Here is a 19067-nt window from a genome sequence, read left to right as displayed (position 1 = left end):
CCTCTGTTCCGTCGTGTGAGGTCCGGTGAGCACGCGAGCCCATCAGCCGTCGGCGCCGTCGTCATCCGTCGGCCAGCCCTGCTGCTCAGCGATGGCGTCGAAGATGTCATCCAGAGTGATGACGTTCTCCGGCTCCTCAGGGGTGTCGGCGACGTTCCATTCCGTGAAGGTGTACCGGCTGTCCTCATCGCGCAGCTCCAGCAGATGGGGCGGTCCGGAGGCGGCCACCACATATTCGGCCTCGCCGTCCTCCTCGGCGTAGACGTAGACCTCTTCGCCATCCCTGGTCTCCCGGACACCGGTGACGTCGTCGAGGTCCTCCTCTGCCACCTCGCGTTCCCAGATGGTGAGGAAGTCCTGAGCGGAGAAGATCGAGGCGGAGCCGTCGGCGGAGAACTCGACCCATTGGTCCGCGACCAGCTCCTCGATGAGCTCCGGCTCCACCGCCGCGGCGACCTCATCATCGAGCTGGCGGTACAGCAGCGAGCCGAAGTCCTCACCCCGGTGATACTCCACGCCGTCGACCATCCGCTGGGTGAAGGTGTTGCCCTCCCCGACGGAATAGCTCATCTCCGAGTCCCTGCCGTCCAACGCGCCGGTGAGGATGATGTCTCCGACGGCGTCCTCGTCGATCTCCTCGAACAGCTCGTCCAGGTCCGCCTCGCCGGCCTCGACCTGCCCCTCGATGGTGACGGTCTCGGCCGAGAGCATCGCCTCCCACATCGGTTCCTGGATCTCGGCGAAGGTGGGAACCTCGGCCTCGGCGGCCGTGTCGGCGTCGGGGACGTCCTGGTCCTCGCCGGTGAAGGGATTCGCCCCGCAGGAGGCGAGCATCACCGTCCCGACGATCACCAGGCCGGTCAGCGCAGTGGGCTTCATGATCGGGCCTCTCAGCAGCTGGGGCAGGATTCCGGCGGATCACCCGGCTTCAGCACAGGGTGGTCCGGAGCGTGACTATACTGACGGATCCTGGCGTCCGCCTCAATGTGACCTGGACGCGTCTCAGACCAGGCGGGGCTCACCCCAGCTCAGCTCGGGCGACTCGCGATGCCGTTGACTGAGCGTCGCTACATGCTGCCGCAGACAGTCCCCGTCACGCCGGGCGTCGGCGGCGGTGACCTGCGCGGGGCCAGAGGGCCCCTCCACCGGGGGACCCGACAGTCGGCTGGGCCGTGCCGCGGAGAACCCTCCGTTCTTCTGCGCCGACCCCTGCATCGGCGTCCGCACGGCGGCCCGACCATCACGGTCCAGCCGCTCCCCCATGCCGAACTCCTCGCGTGCCTCCTCGGTCAGCAGGTCCAGGGCCAGCCCCTCCTGAGTGCGCAGGAGGGTGCCTACTGACCGGTCTCAGGGAGTCCGCGAGGCCGGCTCGGCGTGGCTGTGGGCGTCCTTCAGCCCCAGGTAGACCTCGGCGTTGTTCCCCAGACCGGCGATCTCCTCCTCGCTGAGGTCCCGGCGGACCTTCGCGGGGACCCCCGCCACCAGCGAGCGCGGGGGGATCTCGGTGCCCTCCAGCACCAGGGCCCCGGCTGCGACGAGACTCTGCTCCCCGATGACCGAACCGTTCAGCAGCGTCGCCCCCATGCCGATCAGGCTGCCGTCACCCACGGTGGAGCCGTGCACCACGGCACCATGGCCGACTGAGACCCCGGCGCCCACAGTGCACGGAAAGCCCTCATCGGCGTGGAGGACCACGTTGTCCTGCAGGTTGCTCCCGGATCCCACGGTGATCCGGGCGGAGTCTCCGCGGACCGAGACGCCGTAGAACGCCGAGGAGTCGGGCTCCATGACGACGTCGCCGGTGACGGCGGCCGTCGGTGCGAGGAAGACGCCGGCCCCGATGGACGGGGTCCTGCCCTTCACGGTGAGGATATGTGCCATGTTCCGGTCCTCTCTGATCGGGATGGTCGTTCTCCGGACGGTGGAAGCAGGTCAGTACCCCGGGTTAGTACCCCGGGTTAGTACCCCGGGTTAGTACCCCTGGGCCGGGTCGACGACGCCGACCGGAGGCTCGGCGTCGCGCAGTCTACGATGGTTCTCCAGGATGCGTTCACGCAGCAGCGGGATCACCATGGCCTTGGTGTCGGCCGTATGCGGTGTGATCAGGCAGTTCTCCAGCTCCCAGAGCGGGTGTCCCTCGGGCAGCGGCTCGGGTTCGGTGACGTCCAGCCCGGCCCCGCGCAGCGTGCCGCGCCGCAGCGCCCCTTCCAGGGCCTGGTGATCGATCAGCCGGCCGCGCCCGACATTGGCCAGCACCGCCCCGTCGGCCAGCAGCTCCAGCTGCTCGGCACCGATGATGTGCTCGGTGGCCGGGGTGACCGCGGCGGCCAGAGCCAGGACATCGACGCCGTCGAGCACCTCGTCCAGCCGGTCCTGGGTGACGGTGCGGTCCGCGCCGTCCATGGGCCCGAAGGTGCGGCGCACCACGGTGACGTGGGTGTCGAAGGCCTTGTAGAGCCGGACCAGCTCGGCCGCCACTCCTCCGGCACCGAGCACCACGCAGCGCAGCCCGTGCAGCGAGATGCCGCCCTCGTCGCCCCAGCTGGTCGCCTGCGCCCGAGCCTTCAGCCCGCGCAGCGCCGCCAAGGTGAGCAGCAGCCCGTGCTCAGCGACCGGGAGCGCGTAGGCCCCCTTCGCCGAGGTCCACAGCCGGTCGGGGAAGCGCCGCAGGATCTCCCCGTACTTCTCGATGCCGGCGCTGGGCAGCTGCACCCACTCGACCTGGGGGTTGTGCTCGAGGATCTCCTCCAGGTTGAAACTCTTGAACATGCCGGTCACCACCACGGCGGTCGGCTGCTCCCAGGCGCCGACGATCTCGGCCCCCTGGTCCTGCAGGCCAGCGATCAGCTCCGGCTCGCCGTCGGGGAGCAGGTGGATGCGTGATGTCACAGTATCTCCGTCCCATCGACTGGGGGTCGGTGCCGCCGTCGACGATGCACCGACGGTGTGTCAGCTCACCATCCTACGGGGAAACGCGAAGGGCCCGGCCTCCCTCAGGATGCCGGACCCTTCATGCTGCTCCTGGCCGAGCCTCGCTCAGCCGCGATGGTTCAGCTCTTCAGACCATCGACGATCCCGTTGAGCGTGGCCGAGGGGCGCATCGCTTCGGCGGCCTTGGTGCCATCCGGCCGGTAGTAGCCGTCCAGCTCCACCGACTGGCCCTGCACCCCGGTGAGCTCGGCGAGGATCTGCTCCTCCTGGGAGACCAGCTGCTCGGCGACGGGTCCGAAGACCTCCGCCAGGCCGACGTCCTCGCTCTGCTGAGCCAGCTCCTGGGCCCAGTACTGAGCCAGGTAGAAGTGCGAGCCGCGGTTGTCGATCGTGCCCAGCTTCCTCCCCGGGGAGCGGTTCTCCATCAGGAAGGTGGCAGTGGCGCGGTCCAGCGCGGAGGCCAGCACCTTCGCCCGCGGGGCGTCCGCCTGCTCGGCGTACTTCTCCAGGGAGGGCACCAGCGCGAAGAACTCCCCCAGGGAGTCCCACCGCAGATAGTTCTCCTGGACCAGCTGCTGGACGTGCTTCGGCGCCGACCCGCCCGCGCCGGTCTCGAACAGGCCGCCACCGGCCATCAGCGGCACGATGGACAGCATCTTCGCCGAGGTGCCCAGCTCCAGGATCGGGAAGAGGTCGGTCAGGTAGTCACGCAGCACGTTCCCCGTCACCGAGATGGTGTCCTCGCCGCGGCGGATGCGCTCCATGGACAGCTTCGTGGCTTCGACCGGGTTCAGGATCCGGATGTCCAGGCCCGCGGTGTCGTGGTCGCCCAAGTACTTCTCCACCTTGGCGATCAGCTGGGCATCGTGGGCGCGCTCCGAGTCGAGCCAGAACACCGCCGGGGCCCCCGATTCGCGGGCACGGGTGACCGCCAGCTTGACCCAGTCCTGGATCGGGGCGTCCTTGGTCTGGCAGGCACGCCAGATGTCGCCGGCCTCGACCCGGTGCTCCATCAGCACCTCCCCCGAGGAAGTGAGCACCTGCACGGTGCCGCTCCGCGGGATCTCGAACGTCTTGTCGTGGGAGCCGTACTCCTCGGCCTTCTGCGCCATCAGGCCGACATTGGGCACCGTGCCCATCGTCGCCGGGTCCAGAGTCCCGTGCGTGCGACAGTCGTCGATCACCGCCTGGTAGACCCCCGCGTAGGAGGAGTCCGGGATGACGGCCAGAGTGTCGTCCTGCTCGTTCGACGGCCCCCACATGTGGCCGCCGTTGCGGATCATCGCCGGCATGGACGCGTCGACGATGACGTCGGAGGGCACGTGCAGGTTGGTGATGCCGCGGTCTGAGTCGACCATCGCCAGCCGCGGACCCTCGGCCAGGCCCTTCTCGATCTGCGCCTTCACACCCTCGGCGACCTCAGCGTCGAGGTCCTCGACGCCGGAGAGGATCGAGGCCAGGCCGTCGTTGGCGGACAGGCCGGCCTCGGCCAGCTGCTCGCCGTAGGTCTCGAACAGCTCCGGGAAGTAGGCCTTGACGATGTGGCCGAAGATGATCGGGTCCGAGACCTTCATCATGGTGGCCTTCAGGTGGGCGGAGAAGAGCACCCCTTCCTCCTTGGCACGGGCCACCTGGGCGGCCAGGAACTGGTCCAGGGCGGCCGCGCGCATCACGGTGGCATCGAGGACCTCGCCGGCCTGCAGGGGCAGCTCATCCTTCAGCACCACCGTCTCTCCGGACTCGGTGACCAGCCGGATGCTGCAGGTGTCCTCCGACTCCAGGACCACCGACTGCTCGTTGGAGGCGAAGTCGTCGGCGCCCATGGTCGCCACATTGGTCTTGGACTCAGCCGTCCACTCCCCCATGCGGTGCGGATTCGCCCGCACGTAGGCCTTCACCGACTCCGGGGCGCGACGATCGGAGTTGCCCTCTCGCAGCACCGGGTTCACCGCAGAGCCCTTCACCCGGTCGTACCGGGCACGGATGTCCTTCTCCTCCTCGGTGGAGGGGGATTCAGGGTAGTCCGGCAGGGCGTAGCCCTGAGACTGCAGCTCCGCGATCGCGGCCTTCAGCTGCGGCACCGAGGCGGAGATGTTGGGCAGCTTGATGATGTTGGCCTCAGGGGTCTTGGCCAACTCACCCAGCTCGGCGAGCGCGTCGGACTCGCGCTGCTCGTCGGTCAGATGATCGGGGAACTGGGAGATGACCCGTCCGGCCAGCGAGATGTCCCGGGTCTCCACCTCCACCCCTGCGGTCGAGGCGAAGGCCTCCACGATGGGCTTGAACGAGTAGGTCGCCAGCAGCGGCGCTTCGTCAGTGTGGGTGTAGATGATCTTGGCCATCGGCGCGTGATCTCCCTCGAGGTCTGTGGTCAGGGTCAACGGTCCAAATCTACCGGAGGACAGGCGGCGGGCCGCATCCGTGTCATCGCGGACTCCGGGCCCGGAGTCTCGCAGCGGAGCCGCCCGGCGGTCATATCCCCAACACGGCACGGGCGATGACGAAGTAGATGATCAGCCCGGTCGCATCCACGAAGGTGGAGATGAACGGGTTCGCGAACACCGCCGGATCCGCCCCGAGCTTCTTGCCCAGGATCGGCATGAGCCCTCCGGCGGAGGCGGCCAATGTGCAGATGGCCAGCAGAGTGAGTCCGATGACCGCCCCCACATGCCACTCCCAGCGCCAGCTCACCAGCAGGAACCCGAGGATGCCCAGCACCGAGCCGAGGGTCAGCCCGACCCGGATCTCGCGCCAGAAGACCTTGAACACGTCCCGGGTGGTGACATCGCCCAGCGCCAACGCACGCGTGACCGTGGTGGCCGCCTGGTTGCCCGTGTTGCCTCCCGTGCCGATCAGCAGCGGGACGAACAGGGCCAGGACCACCACCGCCTCCAGGGTCTCCTCGTAGACGTCGAGGACCTGCACGGTCAACGTCGCACCCACCGCCAGGATCAGCAGCCAGACGATGCGCGAACGCATGATCGTCAGCACCGGCGTGGAGAGATAGGGGCGATGCAGCGGCTCGGCACCACCATGGCGGGCCGCGTCCTCCGACTCGGCCCGCTCCAGGATGTCCAAAGCGTCGTCGACTGTGAAGATCCCCACCACACGGTGCTCGGAGTCCGTGACCGGCATCGCCAGATGCTTCCGATCGGCGCACAGGCGAGCGGCATCCTCGGCGTCATGGTCCACGTCCACCGAATCGACCTCGGTGAGCAGAGACTCGATGGTGTCTTCGGAATCGGCGGAGACCAGGTCGCGCAGTGAGACCACGCCCTTGAGCAGCCGCTGCCGGTCGACCACCGGCAGCGTGTAGAGGGTCTCGGCCTCGTCACCTGCCCGACGGATCTTCTCCATCGCCTGCTCCACCGTCCAGTGCTCCGGAAGGGCGACGAACTCCGGACTCATCTGACGTCCGATCGTCCCCGACGGGTAGCCCAGCACGATGTTGGTCAGGCTGCGCTCGCGCGGATCCAGATGGCGCATCATCTTCCGCGCCACCGAAGCCGGCATCTCATCCATCAGCCGGACACGGTCATCCGGATCCAGCGAATCGAAGTACAGTGCGACGTCGACGTCCTTGAGACCCTCGATGATCTCGTGCTGCAGCGCCTGGTCCAGCAGGTCGAACACTTCGACCGCCTGGTCCTTGGGCAGCAGGCGGAAGGCCACCGCGCGATCCTGCACCCCGAGGCGCTCCAGGAAATCGACGATCTCGCCGATCGGATAATCGTTCAGGGCCTCGCGCAGCTCGCTCATCCGATCATGGCGGACCAGGTCTGCGAGTTCATCCAGCTTCTCTGACACTGACTTCACCCCTTCCGAGGGTGTTCGCACCGATGAGTGGTCGCCGCCTGCGAGCCGGACCTCCCTGCACCGGGGCCCTGCTCACACACTGACGGGCGCTCTGCCCGTCAGATCAGTGGAAGAAATGTCGCGCACCGGTGAGGTACATCGTCAGTCCGGCCTCCTGGGCGGCGTCGACGACCTCCTGGTCACGCTGCGAGCCGCCCGGCTGCACCACAGCACGCACCCCCGCGGCGATCAGGCTCTGCAGCCCGTCGGCGAAGGGGAAGAACGCGTCCGAGGCGGCCACCGAGCCCCGGGCCCGGTCCACACCGTCACCGGCCAGCGTGTTGGCCCGCTGCACTGCCAGCCGACAGGAGTCCAGACGGTTGACCTGGCCCATGCCGATGCCCACTGTGGCGCCCTCACGGGCCAGCAGGATGGCGTTGGACTTCACCGAACGGACCGCCCGCCAGGCGAAGTCCAGGTCAGCCAGCGTGGCGTCGTCGGCGGCCTCACCGGCGACCAGCTTCCACGCTCGGGGAGAGTCGCCGTCAGCGTGGAGAGCGTCCGAAGCCTGCAGCAGCATGCCGCCGGAGATCTGCTTGTACTCCACGCGGTCCCGCCGGTGCCCGTCAGGGAGCCGCAGCAGACGGATGTTCTTCTTCCGGGTCAGGATCGCCAGTGCCTCGTCCTCGAAGTCCGGAGCCACCACGACCTCGGTGAAGATCTCCGACACGGTGGAGGCCATCTCCGCGGTGACGGGACGGTTCGCCGCGATCACTCCGCCGAAGGCCGAGAGCGGATCACAGGCGTGGGCGCGACGATGCGCCTCGGCCACCGTCTCGCCCACCGCCACACCGCAGGGGTTGGCGTGCTTGATGATCGCCACCGCCGGCTGCGCGAAGTCATAGGCGGTGCGGACCGCCGCGTCGGCGTCGACGTAGTTGTTGTAGCTCATCGCCTTGCCGTGCAGGGTCTGCGCCTGGGCGAGGCCGGGAGCAGCGTGGCTCTCCGCGTACAGCGCGGCCGGCTGGTGCGAGTTCTCTCCGTAGCGCAGCCCGGTGATCCGCTCCAGGGCCAGCCCCGCATAGGGCGGGAACTGCAGCGCCTTGTCCTCGGGCGAGACCGGCGGGGACGGCACCGAGGCGGCGTCGAAGTCGTCGTCGAACTGTTGGGAGGTCCACCGGGCGACGGCGGTGTCATAGGCGGCGGTGTGGGCGAAGGCCAGCGCCGCCAGACGCTGGCGGACGGGCAGGGTGAAGCCGCCCTCCTCCGCGGCGGTGACGACGTCGCCGTACCGCAGCGGATCCACCACCACGGCCACCGACGCGTGGTTCTTCGCCGCGGCACGGACCATGGACGGCCCGCCGATGTCGATCTGCTCGACGATCTCATCCTCCGAGGCGCCGGAGGCCACCGTCTCCGCGAACGGGTACAGATTGACCACCACCAGGTCGAACGGATCGATCTGAAGCTCCTCGAGCTGGGCCTGATGATCCTCGCGGCGGCGGTCGGCCAGGATGCCGGCGTGCACGCGCGGATGCAGCGTCTTCACCCGGCCGTCCAGGCATTCGGCGAAGCCGGTGACCTCGGAGACCTCGGTGACCGGCACCCCAGCGGAGGCGATGCGCTTCGCCGTGGAACCGGTGGAGACCAGCTCGACCCCGGCGGCGTCCAGCCCCTGGACCAGCTCCGTCAGACCGGTCTTGTCATAGACGGAGATGAGGGCACGCCGAATGGGGCGCCGTTCGGCGGAGGAGGTCTTCTCAGGGCTGGGACAGGTGTTCGGCACGTTGGACACGCACGCTCCTTCTCTCCGACACGGCTGGAGGGCAGGACCGCTGCGGGTCCCGCCGCTGCGGGGCACGGCGGCCTCACGCACCTCGGCTCCGGGCGCGACAGGCCTTGATCAGTCTAGCGCGCCCCGCCGACGCGTCACCTCACTCGTCGAACTTGTACCCCAGGCCGCGCACCGTGATCAGGTGGGTGGGCTGCGAAGGGTCCGGCTCGATCTTCGCGCGAAGCCGCTTCACATGCACATCCAGGGTCTTGGTGTCGCCGACGTAGTCCGAGCCCCACACCCGGTCGATGAGCTGGCCGCGGGTCAGCACCCGACCGGAGTTGCGCAGCAGCATCTCCAGCAGCTCGAATTCCTTCAGCGGCAGGCTCACCGCTTCCCCGCTCACCTCCACCGTGTGCCGCTCCACGTCCATGCGCACCGGCCCGGCGGCGACGGTGGAGGCGTCGTCGACCTCGGTGTCCACATGCCGACGCAGCACCGCCCGGACACGGGCCAGCAGCTCCCGGGAGGAGTACGGCTTGGTCACGTAGTCGTCAGCACCGAGCTCCAGGCCCACGACCTTGTCGATCTCCGAGTCCTTCGCCGTCAGCATGATCACCGGCACGTTGGACCGCTGCCGGATCTGCCGACACACCTCGGTGCCCGGCTGCCCGGGCAGCATCAGGTCCAGCAGCACCAGGTCGGCGCCCACCTTGTCGAAGAGCTCCACGGCGCGCAGGCCGTCGTCGGCGACCGAGACGTCATACCCCTCCTTCTGCAGGGTGTATGACAGAGCCTCGGAGAACGAGCTCTCGTCTTCGACGATGAGAATCCTGGTCACGCTGTTCCTCCTTCACCGGCGCGAGCGCGTCCGGGCTGCTGATGAGAAGCACGGGGGCCGCCGACGTCGGCCGGTGCGCTGTCGGCCGGTGCGCCGTCCTGCGGCTCACCTGGCCCCTGGCCCTCCTCGAGCTCCGGGATGCGCACGGTGAACGTGGATCCTCTGCCCTGCTGGGACCAGAGGGAGACCTCTCCCCCGTGGTTGGTGATGACATGTTTGACGATGCTCAGCCCCAGCCCGGTCCCCCCGGTCTGGCGCGAACGAGCGGCATCGACCCGGTAGAAGCGCTCGAAGATGCGCTCCTGATCCTCCGGAGAGATGCCGATGCCCTGATCGGTGATCGTCACCTGGGCGATGCCGTCCCTCGACGAGAGGCCGACGCCGATGCGCGTCCCCTCCGGCGAATAGCGGACGGCGTTGTCGATGAGGTTCCGGAAGGCCATGGTCAGCTGATCGTGGTCCCCGTGGACCGCGCGCGGCAGAGAGCCTCCGACCCGGATGGCGATGTCCTTCGCCTCGGCCGGGAGCTTGGACCGGTCCACCGCTTCCGAGATGACCTTCCCCAGGTCCACCGGCCGGCCGGTGTGGACCACGTTCTTCCCCTGCACCCGGGAGAGCTCGATGATGTCCTGGACCAGCGCGGCCAGCCGGGACGACTCGCGCTGCAGCCGCTGGGCGAAGTGCCGCACCGCCTCCTCGTCGTCGGCGGCGTCCTCGATCGTTTCGGTGAGCAGGGAGATCGCCCCCACCGGGGTCTTCAGCTCGTGGGAGACATTGGCCACGAAGTCGTGGCGGACCGCCTGAGTCCGCGAGAACTCGGTGCGGTCATCGGCGAGGATCAGGATGTACTCGTCCCCCAACGGCGCCACCCGCAGGTGCACCACGATGCTCGACTCCCCTTGGAGGCCGCGCGGCAGCTCATGGTCCTGGTCGATGATGACGCCGTCGGCGCGCACCCGGGCGGTGAGCTCCAGCAGCTCCTGGTGCACCACGGTGTGGCCGCGCACCAGTCCGAAGGCGTAGGCGGCGGGATTCGCCCGCACCACGCCGTCGACGGTGTCGACGACGATGTAGGCCAGTCCCAGCGAGGCGAGCACCTCGGTGGCGCCGGCGGGCATGGTCGGCTCGTCGACGTCGATCCCGGCCGCGCGCTGCAGCTCGCTCACCCGGAACGCATGCATCCCGGCGATGCCGAGGAGCAGGCCGACCAGACCGGAGGAGATGGCGATGAGCAGGGAGTCCACGAGTACAGCTTAGGCATATGTCCCCGCGCTCGTCGCCGTGGGACCTCGGACCGGACAGGGATTCAGCCAGCGTTCACCTGGCCGTCGGCTGGCACATGTGTCCCTGTTCACGTGCCTCGGCGAGCCTGAGGCGTCGGGACGGTCGGCAGCCCATCCGGCAGGACTCCCCGGATTCCTCCGGCACGTCCCGGTGCCTGTGCGGCGCTGCCGCGACCGCCCCCACGACGAAAGGATCCGTCCGCTGTGCGCAAGCTCTTTCAGGAAGACCTCCAGAACCTCGGTGAACAGCTGATCGAGATCTCCACCCTGGTCTCGCAGGCGTCGAGCAAGGCCTACCGGGCCTTCGAGACCGCTGACCTGCAGCTGGCGGAAGAGGTCATCACCGCCGACCAGCGGATCGACAGCCTGCAGGTCGACCTGGACGAACGTGCCATCGATCTGCTGGCGCTGCAGGGACCGGTCGCCTCCGATCTGCGCACCATCGTGGGTGCGCTGCGGATGAGCACCTCCCTGGAGCGCATGGGAGACCTCGCCCGGCACATCGGTCAGCTGGTGCGCCTGCGGTACCCCGACCATGTCGCCCCGGACCAGCTGAAGCCGGTCTTCGCGGCGATGGCCGACCACGCCCAGCAGGTGGCCGAGAAGGTCGTGCAGCTGCTGCAGACCCGGGATCTCACACTGGTCGAGGAGATCGCGGCGCAGAACGCGGCGATCGATGAGCTCCACGCCTCGGTGTTCCGGCTCCTCGCCGCCGACGACTGGGACGCCTCAGCCGCCACCACGGCGGACTGTACGCTGGCCAGCCGTTTCTTCGAGCGTTTCGGCGACCACGGGGTCTCCGTGGCGAGGAAGGTCGCCTACCTGGTGACCGGCGAATGGGACGCGAAGACCCCCACCGAGTGAGCCCGGCGGGGGTCTTCAGCGGCCCACGGTCAGCTCGTCACTTCTTGCCCTGGTTCGCCACCGCTTCGATGGCGTCCTTCGCGGCCTCCGGGTCCAGGTAGGTGCCTCCGGCGGTGAGCGGCCTGAAGTCGTCGTCGAGCCGGTAGTGCAGCGGGATGCCGGTGGGGATGTTCAGCCCGGCGATGTCGGAGTCGCTGATGCCGTCGAGGTACTTCACCAGGGCACGCAGCGAGTTGCCGTGCGCGGCCAGCAGCACCGTCTTGCCGGCCTTCAGGTCCGGGATCACCGCCGACTCCCAGTAGGGGAGGAAACGCTCCACGACGTCGGCCAGGCACTCGGTGCGCGGGGCGGCGTCTCCGAGGTCCGCGTAGCGGGGGTCGCCGACCTGCGAGAACTCGTCGTCGGCGTCGAGCTCAGGCGGCGGGGTGTCATAGGACCGGCGCCAGGTCATGAACTGCTCCTCGCCGTACTCCTCACGCACCTGAGACTTGTCCTTGCCCTGCAGGGCGCCGTAGTGGCGCTCGTTGAGCCGCCAGTCCCGGGTCACCGGGATCCACAGGCGGTCGGCGGCCTCCAGCGCCAGGTGGGCGGTGGTGATGGCCCGCTGCAGCAGCGAGGTGTGGACGACGTCGGGCAGCAGGTCGTTCTCGGCCAGGAGCTCCCCGCCGCGGGCGGCCTCGGCACGGCCCTGGTCGGTGAGCGGCACGTCCACCCAGCCGGTGAAGAGGTTCTTCTGGTTCCAGTCGCTCTGTCCGTGGCGGAGCAGAATGAGGTCATAGCTCATCTGGCGGTGATCCCTTCCGATGCGTGATGTGTGGTGGAACGTCGGTGGTCAGGGCGCACGTCAGCGGGCGCGGAGTGGAACGGCGATCGCGTCAGCTCATCCGGCTCACTCAGAGACGGCGGGCTCGACGTCGGCCAGGTAGACGGCGGCCATGGTCGCGCCGATCGCAGGGAACAGGAGGCTGAACGCGCCGGCCATGACCCCAAAGAAGCACATCAGGACGGCACCACCTGTCATCGCCAACCAGAAGCCCTTGGTGCGTTTGAACGCCATATCGAAGCGCTGGGCATCTTTGGGCAGGACCTTGAACAGCGCGTAGCCGGCAACCGCGAGACACACCAATCCGAACAAGGGCTGTAGCCAGAGGATGTCGAAGCACACAGCCATATTCATGAAGCTGCCGCCGCCGAAACATTGGGGCGCGAAAATCGGTTGCATGTGTCGATGCTATCGGTTCTCGTCGCGGTTTTCCGAAGCGACCAGCCGCAGGGCCTGCAGCAGGTCCTCATAGAGATCGTCGACATGTTCGATGCCCACCGACAGCCGGATCAGCCCGTCCGGGACGGTCTCCGGCTCCGTGCTGTGCCGGCGACGGCGCTCGGCCAGGGACTCCACGCCGCCGAGACTGGTGGCCGGGGTCCACAGGCTCAGGTGATCCAGCACCGCGTCGGCGGAGGCGGCGTCGGGCAGCTCGATGGTGAGGATGGCACCGAAGCCGCCCAGCTGCGCGGCGGCGCGCGCGTGCTGCGGATGGGTCTCCAGCCCCGGGTAGCGGACTCCCCGCAGCGGGGTCTCCCCGGTGGGCAGCAGCGCAGCGAAGCGCCGGGCGAGCTCTGCCGCGTTGGACTCAGCGACGTCGAGCCGGACCGCCAGCGTGCGGACTCCCCGCAGCGCCAGGAAGACCTCCATGGGGCCGGGGATCGCGCCGTGCAGGGTGCGGTGCTCGTGCAGCCGACGATGCAGCTCCTCGTCGGCGGTGATCGCCGCACCCATGATGAGGTCCGAGTGACCGGCGAGGAACTTCGTCACCGAATGGACCACGACGTCGGCCCCGTGCTTCAGCGGCTGCTGCCGCAGCGGCGTGGCGAAGGTGTTGTCCACCACCGTCACCATGCCGCGCCGCTTCGCCTCAGCGAGCAGGGCGGGCAGGTCGGCGACCTCCAGCATCGGGTTGGTGGGGGACTCGACCCACAGCATCACCGGGGCGTCCTGGGCCTGGGCGAGGGTGGCGACATCGGCGATGGTGGTCTGCACCGACTCGGTCTCGGCGATGTCGACACGATGCAGGGTGAGCAGTCCTCGGTCAGCCATCTGCTGGGCCAGCGTGGAGAAGCCCATGTAGCTGTGTCGCGGCAGAATGAGGTGTCCGCCGGGAGGCAGCAGATGCATCACCGCGGAGATTGCGGCCATTCCGGAGGAGAACAGCAGCCCCGGCAGCACTGGGACCGGATGTTCCTCGGCGGTGGTGACGAACCCGTCTCCGCGGTGCCCCTGCCGGGTGCCGGCCTCCAGCTGGGCCAGCAGCTCCTCCAGCGGCTCCCAGGACGGGACACCTTCCCGCGCGTAGTCCCACCGGTTCTCCCCGCCGGGGCGGTAGCGGTAAGTGGAGGTGAAGTCCACCGAGGGGCTCACCGGGGCGCCCCCTTCATGGGCGCCGCGGCCTCCGGACACGAGATAGGTGCGTTCGTCAGTCACATCCGACACCGTAGCCGAACCCCCCGCGGGGCGGCACCACCTCCGCGAGCCGGTTTCATGGTGTGAGACGTCGGCGGGCCGCAGGACGACGAAGTCGTCAGCGGGAGCCGATAGGCTGGCCCGCGTGACACAGACCGAGCTCGGGAGCACCCGCGGAGCGTTCATCGTCGTCGAGGGCGGCGACGGCGCCGGCAAGACGACCCAGCTGGACCTGTTGGAGGCCTGGCTGCGGTCCTGCCGCGTGGCCTGCCGACGAACCCGCGAACCGGGCGGCACCCCCATCGGCGAGCGCATCCGCTCCCTGGTGCTGGACCACGGCCAGGGAGAGGTGGATCCGCGCACCGAGGCGCTGCTCTTCGCCGCCTCCCGGGCCGCCCATGTCGCCCAACACATCGGCCCCGCCCTGCGCTCCGGGGCCACGGTGCTCTGCGACCGCTACATCGACTCCTCCGTCGCCTATCAGGGCGTCGGGCGCGGGCTGGGCGCAGAGAAGGTCGCCGAGATCAACGGCTGGGCCACCGGCGGACTGCAGGCGGACCTGACCATCCTGCTCGACGTGGACCCGGAGATCTCCCAGCAGCGACGCACCGGCCGCGACGGCGGCCCCGGGGATCGCATGGAGTCCGCCGACGACGCGTTCCGCGCCCGCATCCGGCAGGCGTTCCTGGCGCGGGCGACGAGCGAGCCGGAACGCTACCTGATCATCGACGCCGGCCAGGACGCCGAGACGGTCCACCAGCAGATCCGCGTCCGGGTCGCCGGACTGTTGTCCTCCCCCACGGCGACGTCCCCCGCTGAGCCGCACACCGCTGATCCGCACACCGCTGATCTGTCCGAGGAGGTCGACGATGCCTGAGAGCACGACGGCGCCCCCTGAAGCCGCGGGCGCCCCCACGGAGCTGCCCGCGGTCTTCGGCGAGCTCGTCGGTCAGGAACCTGTGGTGGATCAGCTGCGTCGTGCAGTGGCCTCCCCCTCCCCGTCCCACGCGTGGCTGTTCACCGGCCCCCCGGGCTCGGGCCGGTCCAACGCCGCCCGCGCCTTCGCCGCCGCACTGAACTGTGAGGCCCAGGCACCACAGGCTCGCGGCTGCGGCTCCTGCCACACCTGCCGCCTCATCGTCTCCGGGACCCACCCGTCGGTGAAGCTGGTCTCCACGGAGAACGTCAGCTACCGCATCGAAGACGTCCGCGAGCTGGTCACCACGGCCCAGGACCGGCCGCAGGGCACCCGCTGGAGGGTGATCGTCGTCGAAGATGCCGACCGGATGACCGAGCGGGCCACCAACGTGCTGCTGAAGGCCATCGAGGAGCCTCCTCCGCACACCATCTGGGTGCTCTGTGCACCCAGCCCGGCCGATGTGCTGGTGACCATCCACTCCCGGTGCCGGATGATGAGCCTGCGCATCCCGCCGGCCGAGGCGGTCGCCGAGCTGCTGGTGGCCCGCGACGGCCTCAACGCCCAGCAGGCGCATTTCGCCGCCCGGGTCTCGCAGAACCATGTGGGAGTGGCCCGTCGGCTCGCCCAGGACCCGGAGGTCCGCCGTCGTCGCGAGGACGTGGTCACCCTGCCGCTGCGGGTGCGCAGCTCCACCGACGCCGTCCAGGCCGCCGGGAAGCTGGTGGAGATGACCCAGGCCGACGCCGAGTCCACCGCCGAGGCTCGGCTGGCCCAGGAGCAGGCGGCCCTGCGCCGATCTCTCGGCCTCGAGGCCGAGGAGAAGATCCCCCCGAAGCTGCGCAGCCAGTTCAAACGGCTCGAGGAGGAGAACACCCGCCGGGCCAAGCGCGCGGTGGCCGACTCCCTGGACCGGGCCCTGATCGACCTCACCGCCGTCTACCGCGACGTGCTGAGCCTGAAGCTCTCCGCCGGCGTCGAGCTGATCAATGATCATCTGCGCGCCGAGCTGACCGAGCACGCGGAGAGCCTGAGCCCCGAGCACGCGCTGGGATGCCTGGATGCGATCAGCGCCGCGCGCCGGCGCATCGGGCAGAACGTGCCTCCGCTGCTGGCCATGGAGGCGCTGATGATGTCCTTCCTGCCTGTCGAGGATCACCGCCGCTGAAGGGAAGCCCCATCATGGAGACCACGTCTCGACGTCGCCGGCGCGCGTTCTCCGCAGTCGGCGCCGCCTCTCTGCTGCTCAGCGGCTGCGTGCCCCTGGACTCCCCGGAGGAGGCCCCCGCTGCGGAGGAGGAGACCGGACCGGCCGCCGAGGGGCGCGGCTTCGCCGCAGACCCCGCCTACTCCCGGTTCTACGAGCAGGAGCTGCACTGGGAGGACTGTGAGGGATCGGCACGGTGCGCCACCGTCGAGGTGCCTCTGGACTACGCGGACCCCGATGGAGAGACCCTCGAGATCCAGATCATCAGCTCCGACACCGGCGGGCCGGACGCCCCGCACCTGCTGACCAATCCGGGCGGTCCCGGAGTCTCCGGGTACGACGCCGTGGCCGAGGATCTCCGCTACTTCTTCACCCCCGAACTGTTGGAGAACCACCACGTCGTCGGCTTCGATCCGCGCGGGGTGCACCGCTCCGCTCCGGTGGAATGTCTGACCGACGACCAGATGGACGAGAACCGCAAGCAGGTCTCCGAGGCCGACGAGGAGCTCGACGATGCGGCGGCCGTCGAGCAGGCCCGCGAGGACGCCCGCTGGCTGGGCGAGCAGTGCCTGGAGAACACCGGGGAGGTGCTCGGCCATGTGGACACCGTCTCCGCCGCCCGGGACATGGACATCATCCGGGTCGCCCTGGGCGAGGAGCAGCTGCACTATCTCGGATTCTCCTACGGCACCCATCTGGGGATCGCCTACGCCGAACAGCATCCCGCCTCGGTGGGCCGGTTCGTGCTCGACGGCATGATGGACACCTCGCTGAGCGACCACGAGCTCTCCCTGGACCAGGCGGTGGGTTTCGAGGAGGCGCTGCACGCCTATGCCGAGTGGTGCGCCACGCAGAGCGACTGCCCGGTGGACGGGGAGGCCCAGGACGTCGTCGACGCCGTCGCGGACCTCTTCGAGCAGGTCTCCGAGGAGCCGTGGGAGGCCGACGACGGCCGCGTCGTCTCGGTGAGCGTCCTGGTCAGCGGATTCATCCAGCCGATGTACTTCTCCGGCGGGTGGCCGATGCTCACCAGGGCCCTCACCGAGGCCCTGGAGCAGGACGATCTCTCCTCCTTCCAGCAGTGGGCAGACCTCGCCGCGGGCCGCGAGCCCGACGGCAGCTACGGATGGAAGAGCCAGCTGGCCTTCCGAGCGATCATGTGCCTGGACCACCCGGTCTCCGAGGATCTCGACACCATCGAGGCCGAGTATGAGGAGAGGGTCGAGGCGGCCCCGACGTTCGGGCCCTATCTGGGGCATTCGGGCATCCTCTGCTCCGAATGGCCGGTCGGACCGGTCGGCGAACCCGGCCAGCCGCAACTCGACGGCGTGGAGGACATCCTGTTCATGGGCACCACGGGAGACCCGGCGACCCCGGTGCAGTGGGCAGAGGACATGCACGAGATGGTGGAAGACTCCTCGCTGCTGGTCTACGAGGGTGAGGGGCACCTGGCCTACCGGCCGGGGAACGCCTGCGTGACCGACATCGTGGACTCCTACCTGCTCACCGGCGAGCTGTTCGCCGGCCGGCAGCAGTGCTGAGCCCGGTCCGCAGCGGTGCTGGACCCGGCCCGCATCCCTCCTGAGCGGGGCCGCCCTTCGATAGAATGGTCCCAGCTGGGGGACGGTGTCCTCGCCAGCGGTGGTGAGCATCGTCGTCGCCCGCTCCATTCCGTCGCTGTGCCCGGGAGGTCACCATGCATGAGGACGCTCGCCATCGCCGCGCCATCCCCTACACCCGCGCATCCCGCGGGCTGGGAGTCATCGTCGGATTCGACGCCTCGGACCAAGGCACCAGAGCCCTGCGCTATGCGGCCGTCGAGGCCAACCGCCAGGGCCTCCCCCTCACCGTGATCAGCGCCTTCACGGTCCCGCGCGCCGTCGCCGGCTATGTGGACTCGGCCGCGGAGATCACCGGAGACACCTTGGCCCGCCGCGGCGCCGAAGAGGCGCTCGACGAGGCCCGCGAGTATCTGCGCAGCTACCCCGGGGCGTTGGAGTATCGGGTCGAGCATGGCGACGCCGCCGGGGTGATGGTCGCCCGCTCGGAGAACGCCGCCTACGCGGTGGTCGGCGGTCGCGGCCGGGGCGGGTTCGTCGGTCGGCTGCTCGGGTCGGTCGCCTCCGCACTGCCCGCCCACGCGCACTGTCCCACAGTGGTGGTCAATCGGCGATACGACCCTGATCTGATCGGCGGCGCCACCCGCTTCACCGCCCGCCCGGACGACCGTCCGGTCATCGTGGGTGTGGACGGCTCGGACCACGGACGGGTCGCCGCCCTGCACGCCGCCGAGGCGGCGGTGAGCCGCGGCACCCGGCTGGAGCTGCTGCTGGCGCTGCCCCGCATCGACTCCTCCGTGCTCTGGTACTCCTCGCGCACCGCCAAGGAGTCCGGCCTGACCCGAGCGGAGCTGCAGGAGCTGCAGGATCGCCTCGACGGCGAGACCCGGTGGCTGAGGTCCCACTTCCCCGATCTCACGGTCGAAGGCCACCTCGACGAGGGGTCTCCCAGCCAGGTGATGGCCTCCGCCACCGAGCGGGCACAGCTGACGGTGCTCGGCACCCGGGGCCGCGGCGGCCTCACCAGCGCCCTGCTGGGGTCGGTCTCACGCAGTGTCCTGATGGAGGCCAGCGGCCCGGTGCAGGTGGTGCCGCGGCTGGCCGATGACCGACTGGAGGACCACGGGGCGCATTCACCGGTGCTCTGAGGTGAGGCCAGGTGCTCTGCTCCCGGCGAGGTGGCGCCCACAGGACCTCCCGTTTTGACCGGCGCGAGGGGAGCCGAGTAATGTAATGGATCGCGCGCGTGGGCAGCTGCCACAGGCGCGCAGGCCACCTTAGCTCAGTCGGTAGAGCAATTCACTCGTAATGAATAGGTCGCCGGTTCGATTCCGGCAGGTGGCTCCAGATGCGCAGCGGAGCCCCTGGTCAGAAGTCTCTGGCCAGGGGCTCTGCTGCGCCCGGAGCAGGCCGCCAGCACCACGGCCGGTGCAGCGACA

The 19067-nt window shown here is 69.3% G+C and carries 17 protein-coding genes and 1 tRNA gene; 6 read left to right on the top strand and 12 right to left on the bottom strand.

The annotated features are described in order from the left end of the window. Positions 1–42: 42 nt before the first annotated feature. The 9 genes from ACYVKI_RS11040 to ACYVKI_RS11000 form a co-directional block, all read right to left on the bottom strand. Positions 43–879 carry a hypothetical protein gene (locus ACYVKI_RS11040; RefSeq protein ID WP_460690397.1) on the bottom strand — a complete coding sequence of 279 codons (837 nt, stop codon included), beginning with the start codon at positions 877–879 and terminating at the stop codon, positions 43–45. 123 nt (positions 880–1002) lie between these two features. Further along, entirely contained in the window at positions 1003–1263 is a 261-nt protein-coding gene (locus tag ACYVKI_RS11035) for a hypothetical protein (protein ID WP_460690396.1), read from the bottom strand. An 84-nt stretch (positions 1264–1347) separates the two neighbouring features. Further along, positions 1348–1881, bottom strand: coding sequence for a gamma carbonic anhydrase family protein (locus tag ACYVKI_RS11030; protein WP_460690395.1), 534 nt, complete (start codon positions 1879–1881; stop codon positions 1348–1350). A 90-nt stretch (positions 1882–1971) separates the two neighbouring features. Beyond that, on the bottom strand, positions 1972–2889 hold the full coding sequence (locus tag ACYVKI_RS11025; RefSeq protein WP_460690394.1) for a D-isomer specific 2-hydroxyacid dehydrogenase family protein: 918 nt from the start codon (positions 2887–2889) through the stop codon (positions 1972–1974). 161 nt (positions 2890–3050) lie between these two features. After that, entirely contained in the window at positions 3051–5273 is a 2223-nt protein-coding gene (locus ACYVKI_RS11020; RefSeq protein ID WP_460690528.1) for an NADP-dependent isocitrate dehydrogenase, read from the bottom strand. 130 nt (positions 5274–5403) lie between these two features. Next, the gene (gene mgtE, locus ACYVKI_RS11015) at positions 5404–6738 is read right to left on the bottom strand and encodes a magnesium transporter (protein WP_460690393.1); all 1335 of its coding nucleotides are present in this window, start codon (positions 6736–6738) and stop codon (positions 5404–5406) included. A gap of 112 nt (positions 6739–6850) precedes the next feature. After that, on the bottom strand, positions 6851–8521 hold the full coding sequence (purH, locus tag ACYVKI_RS11010; RefSeq protein WP_460690392.1) for a bifunctional phosphoribosylaminoimidazolecarboxamide formyltransferase/IMP cyclohydrolase: 1671 nt from the start codon (positions 8519–8521) through the stop codon (positions 6851–6853). Between the two features lie 139 nt (positions 8522–8660). Beyond that, on the bottom strand, positions 8661–9341 hold the full coding sequence (locus tag ACYVKI_RS11005) for a response regulator (protein WP_460690391.1): 681 nt from the start codon (positions 9339–9341) through the stop codon (positions 8661–8663). Then, positions 9338–10585: a sensor histidine kinase gene (locus ACYVKI_RS11000; protein ID WP_460690390.1), complete on the bottom strand. Its 1248-nt coding sequence runs from the start codon at positions 10583–10585 to the stop codon at positions 9338–9340. Before ACYVKI_RS11000 ends, ACYVKI_RS11005 begins: the two co-directional genes overlap by 4 nt. A gap of 243 nt (positions 10586–10828) precedes the next feature. Here ACYVKI_RS11000 and phoU point away from each other — a divergent pair, with 243 nt between their 5' ends. Next, complete coding sequence (gene phoU / locus ACYVKI_RS10995) at positions 10829–11488, top strand: phosphate signaling complex protein PhoU (protein ID WP_460690389.1); 660 nt, start codon at positions 10829–10831, stop codon at positions 11486–11488. 37 nt (positions 11489–11525) lie between these two features. Here phoU and ACYVKI_RS10990 read toward each other — a convergent pair whose 3' ends face one another. From ACYVKI_RS10990 to ACYVKI_RS10980, 3 genes are all read right to left on the bottom strand, one after another. Next, positions 11526–12272 (bottom strand): phosphoglyceromutase, encoded by a 747-nt coding sequence (locus ACYVKI_RS10990; protein WP_460690388.1) that lies wholly within the window; start codon positions 12270–12272, stop codon positions 11526–11528. Positions 12273–12377: 105 nt separating this feature from the next. Next, on the bottom strand, positions 12378–12710 hold the full coding sequence (locus ACYVKI_RS10985) for a DUF2516 family protein (RefSeq protein WP_460690387.1): 333 nt from the start codon (positions 12708–12710) through the stop codon (positions 12378–12380). Positions 12711–12719: 9 nt separating this feature from the next. Beyond that, the gene (locus ACYVKI_RS10980) at positions 12720–13967 is read right to left on the bottom strand and encodes a trans-sulfuration enzyme family protein (protein WP_460690386.1); all 1248 of its coding nucleotides are present in this window, start codon (positions 13965–13967) and stop codon (positions 12720–12722) included. A gap of 124 nt (positions 13968–14091) precedes the next feature. Between ACYVKI_RS10980 and tmk the strand changes: the two genes are divergently transcribed. The 5 genes from tmk (at position 14092) to ACYVKI_RS10955 (ending at position 18975) form a co-directional block, all read left to right on the top strand. Further along, positions 14092–14823, top strand: coding sequence for a dTMP kinase (gene tmk / locus ACYVKI_RS10975; RefSeq protein WP_460690385.1), 732 nt, complete (start codon positions 14092–14094; stop codon positions 14821–14823). Continuing rightward, a complete protein-coding gene (locus tag ACYVKI_RS10970; protein ID WP_460690384.1) occupies positions 14816–16030 on the top strand; it encodes a DNA polymerase III subunit delta' in 1215 nt (404 codons plus the stop codon). The genes tmk and ACYVKI_RS10970 overlap by 8 nt, the downstream gene beginning before the upstream one ends. A gap of 14 nt (positions 16031–16044) precedes the next feature. After that, positions 16045–17610: an alpha/beta hydrolase gene (locus ACYVKI_RS10965; protein WP_460690383.1), complete on the top strand. Its 1566-nt coding sequence runs from the start codon at positions 16045–16047 to the stop codon at positions 17608–17610. Positions 17611–17765: 155 nt separating this feature from the next. Beyond that, on the top strand, positions 17766–18776 hold the full coding sequence (locus ACYVKI_RS10960; RefSeq protein WP_460690382.1) for a universal stress protein: 1011 nt from the start codon (positions 17766–17768) through the stop codon (positions 18774–18776). A gap of 123 nt (positions 18777–18899) precedes the next feature. Next, a tRNA-Thr gene (locus ACYVKI_RS10955) sits at positions 18900–18975 on the top strand. Positions 18976–19067: the final 92 nt, after the last annotated feature.

This window comes from Nesterenkonia suensis, from assembly GCF_054782935.1.
Note: the sequence above shows the minus strand (reverse complement) of the source record. Positions and strands in the feature narration are given on the sequence as shown.

Excerpts from the sequence above, each read along its gene's own strand:
- ACYVKI_RS11040 (WP_460690397.1), bottom strand. The coding sequence starts at position 879 with ATGAAGCCCACTGCGCTGACCGGCCTGGTGATCGTCGGGACGGTGATG.
- ACYVKI_RS11035 (WP_460690396.1), bottom strand. The coding sequence starts at position 1,263 with ATGGGGGAGCGGCTGGACCGTGATGGTCGGGCCGCCGTGCGGACGCCG.
- ACYVKI_RS11030 (WP_460690395.1), bottom strand. The coding sequence starts at position 1,881 with ATGGCACATATCCTCACCGTGAAGGGCAGGACCCCGTCCATCGGGGCC.
- ACYVKI_RS11020 (WP_460690528.1), bottom strand. The coding sequence starts at position 5,273 with ATGGCCAAGATCATCTACACCCACACTGACGAAGCGCCGCTGCTGGCG.
- ACYVKI_RS10990 (WP_460690388.1), bottom strand. The coding sequence starts at position 12,272 with ATGAGCTATGACCTCATTCTGCTCCGCCACGGACAGAGCGACTGGAAC.
- ACYVKI_RS10985 (WP_460690387.1), bottom strand. The coding sequence starts at position 12,710 with ATGCAACCGATTTTCGCGCCCCAATGTTTCGGCGGCGGCAGCTTCATG.
- ACYVKI_RS10970 (WP_460690384.1), top strand. The coding sequence starts at position 14,816 with ATGCCTGAGAGCACGACGGCGCCCCCTGAAGCCGCGGGCGCCCCCACG.
- ACYVKI_RS10965 (WP_460690383.1), top strand. The coding sequence starts at position 16,045 with ATGGAGACCACGTCTCGACGTCGCCGGCGCGCGTTCTCCGCAGTCGGC.
- ACYVKI_RS10960 (WP_460690382.1), top strand. The coding sequence starts at position 17,766 with ATGCATGAGGACGCTCGCCATCGCCGCGCCATCCCCTACACCCGCGCA.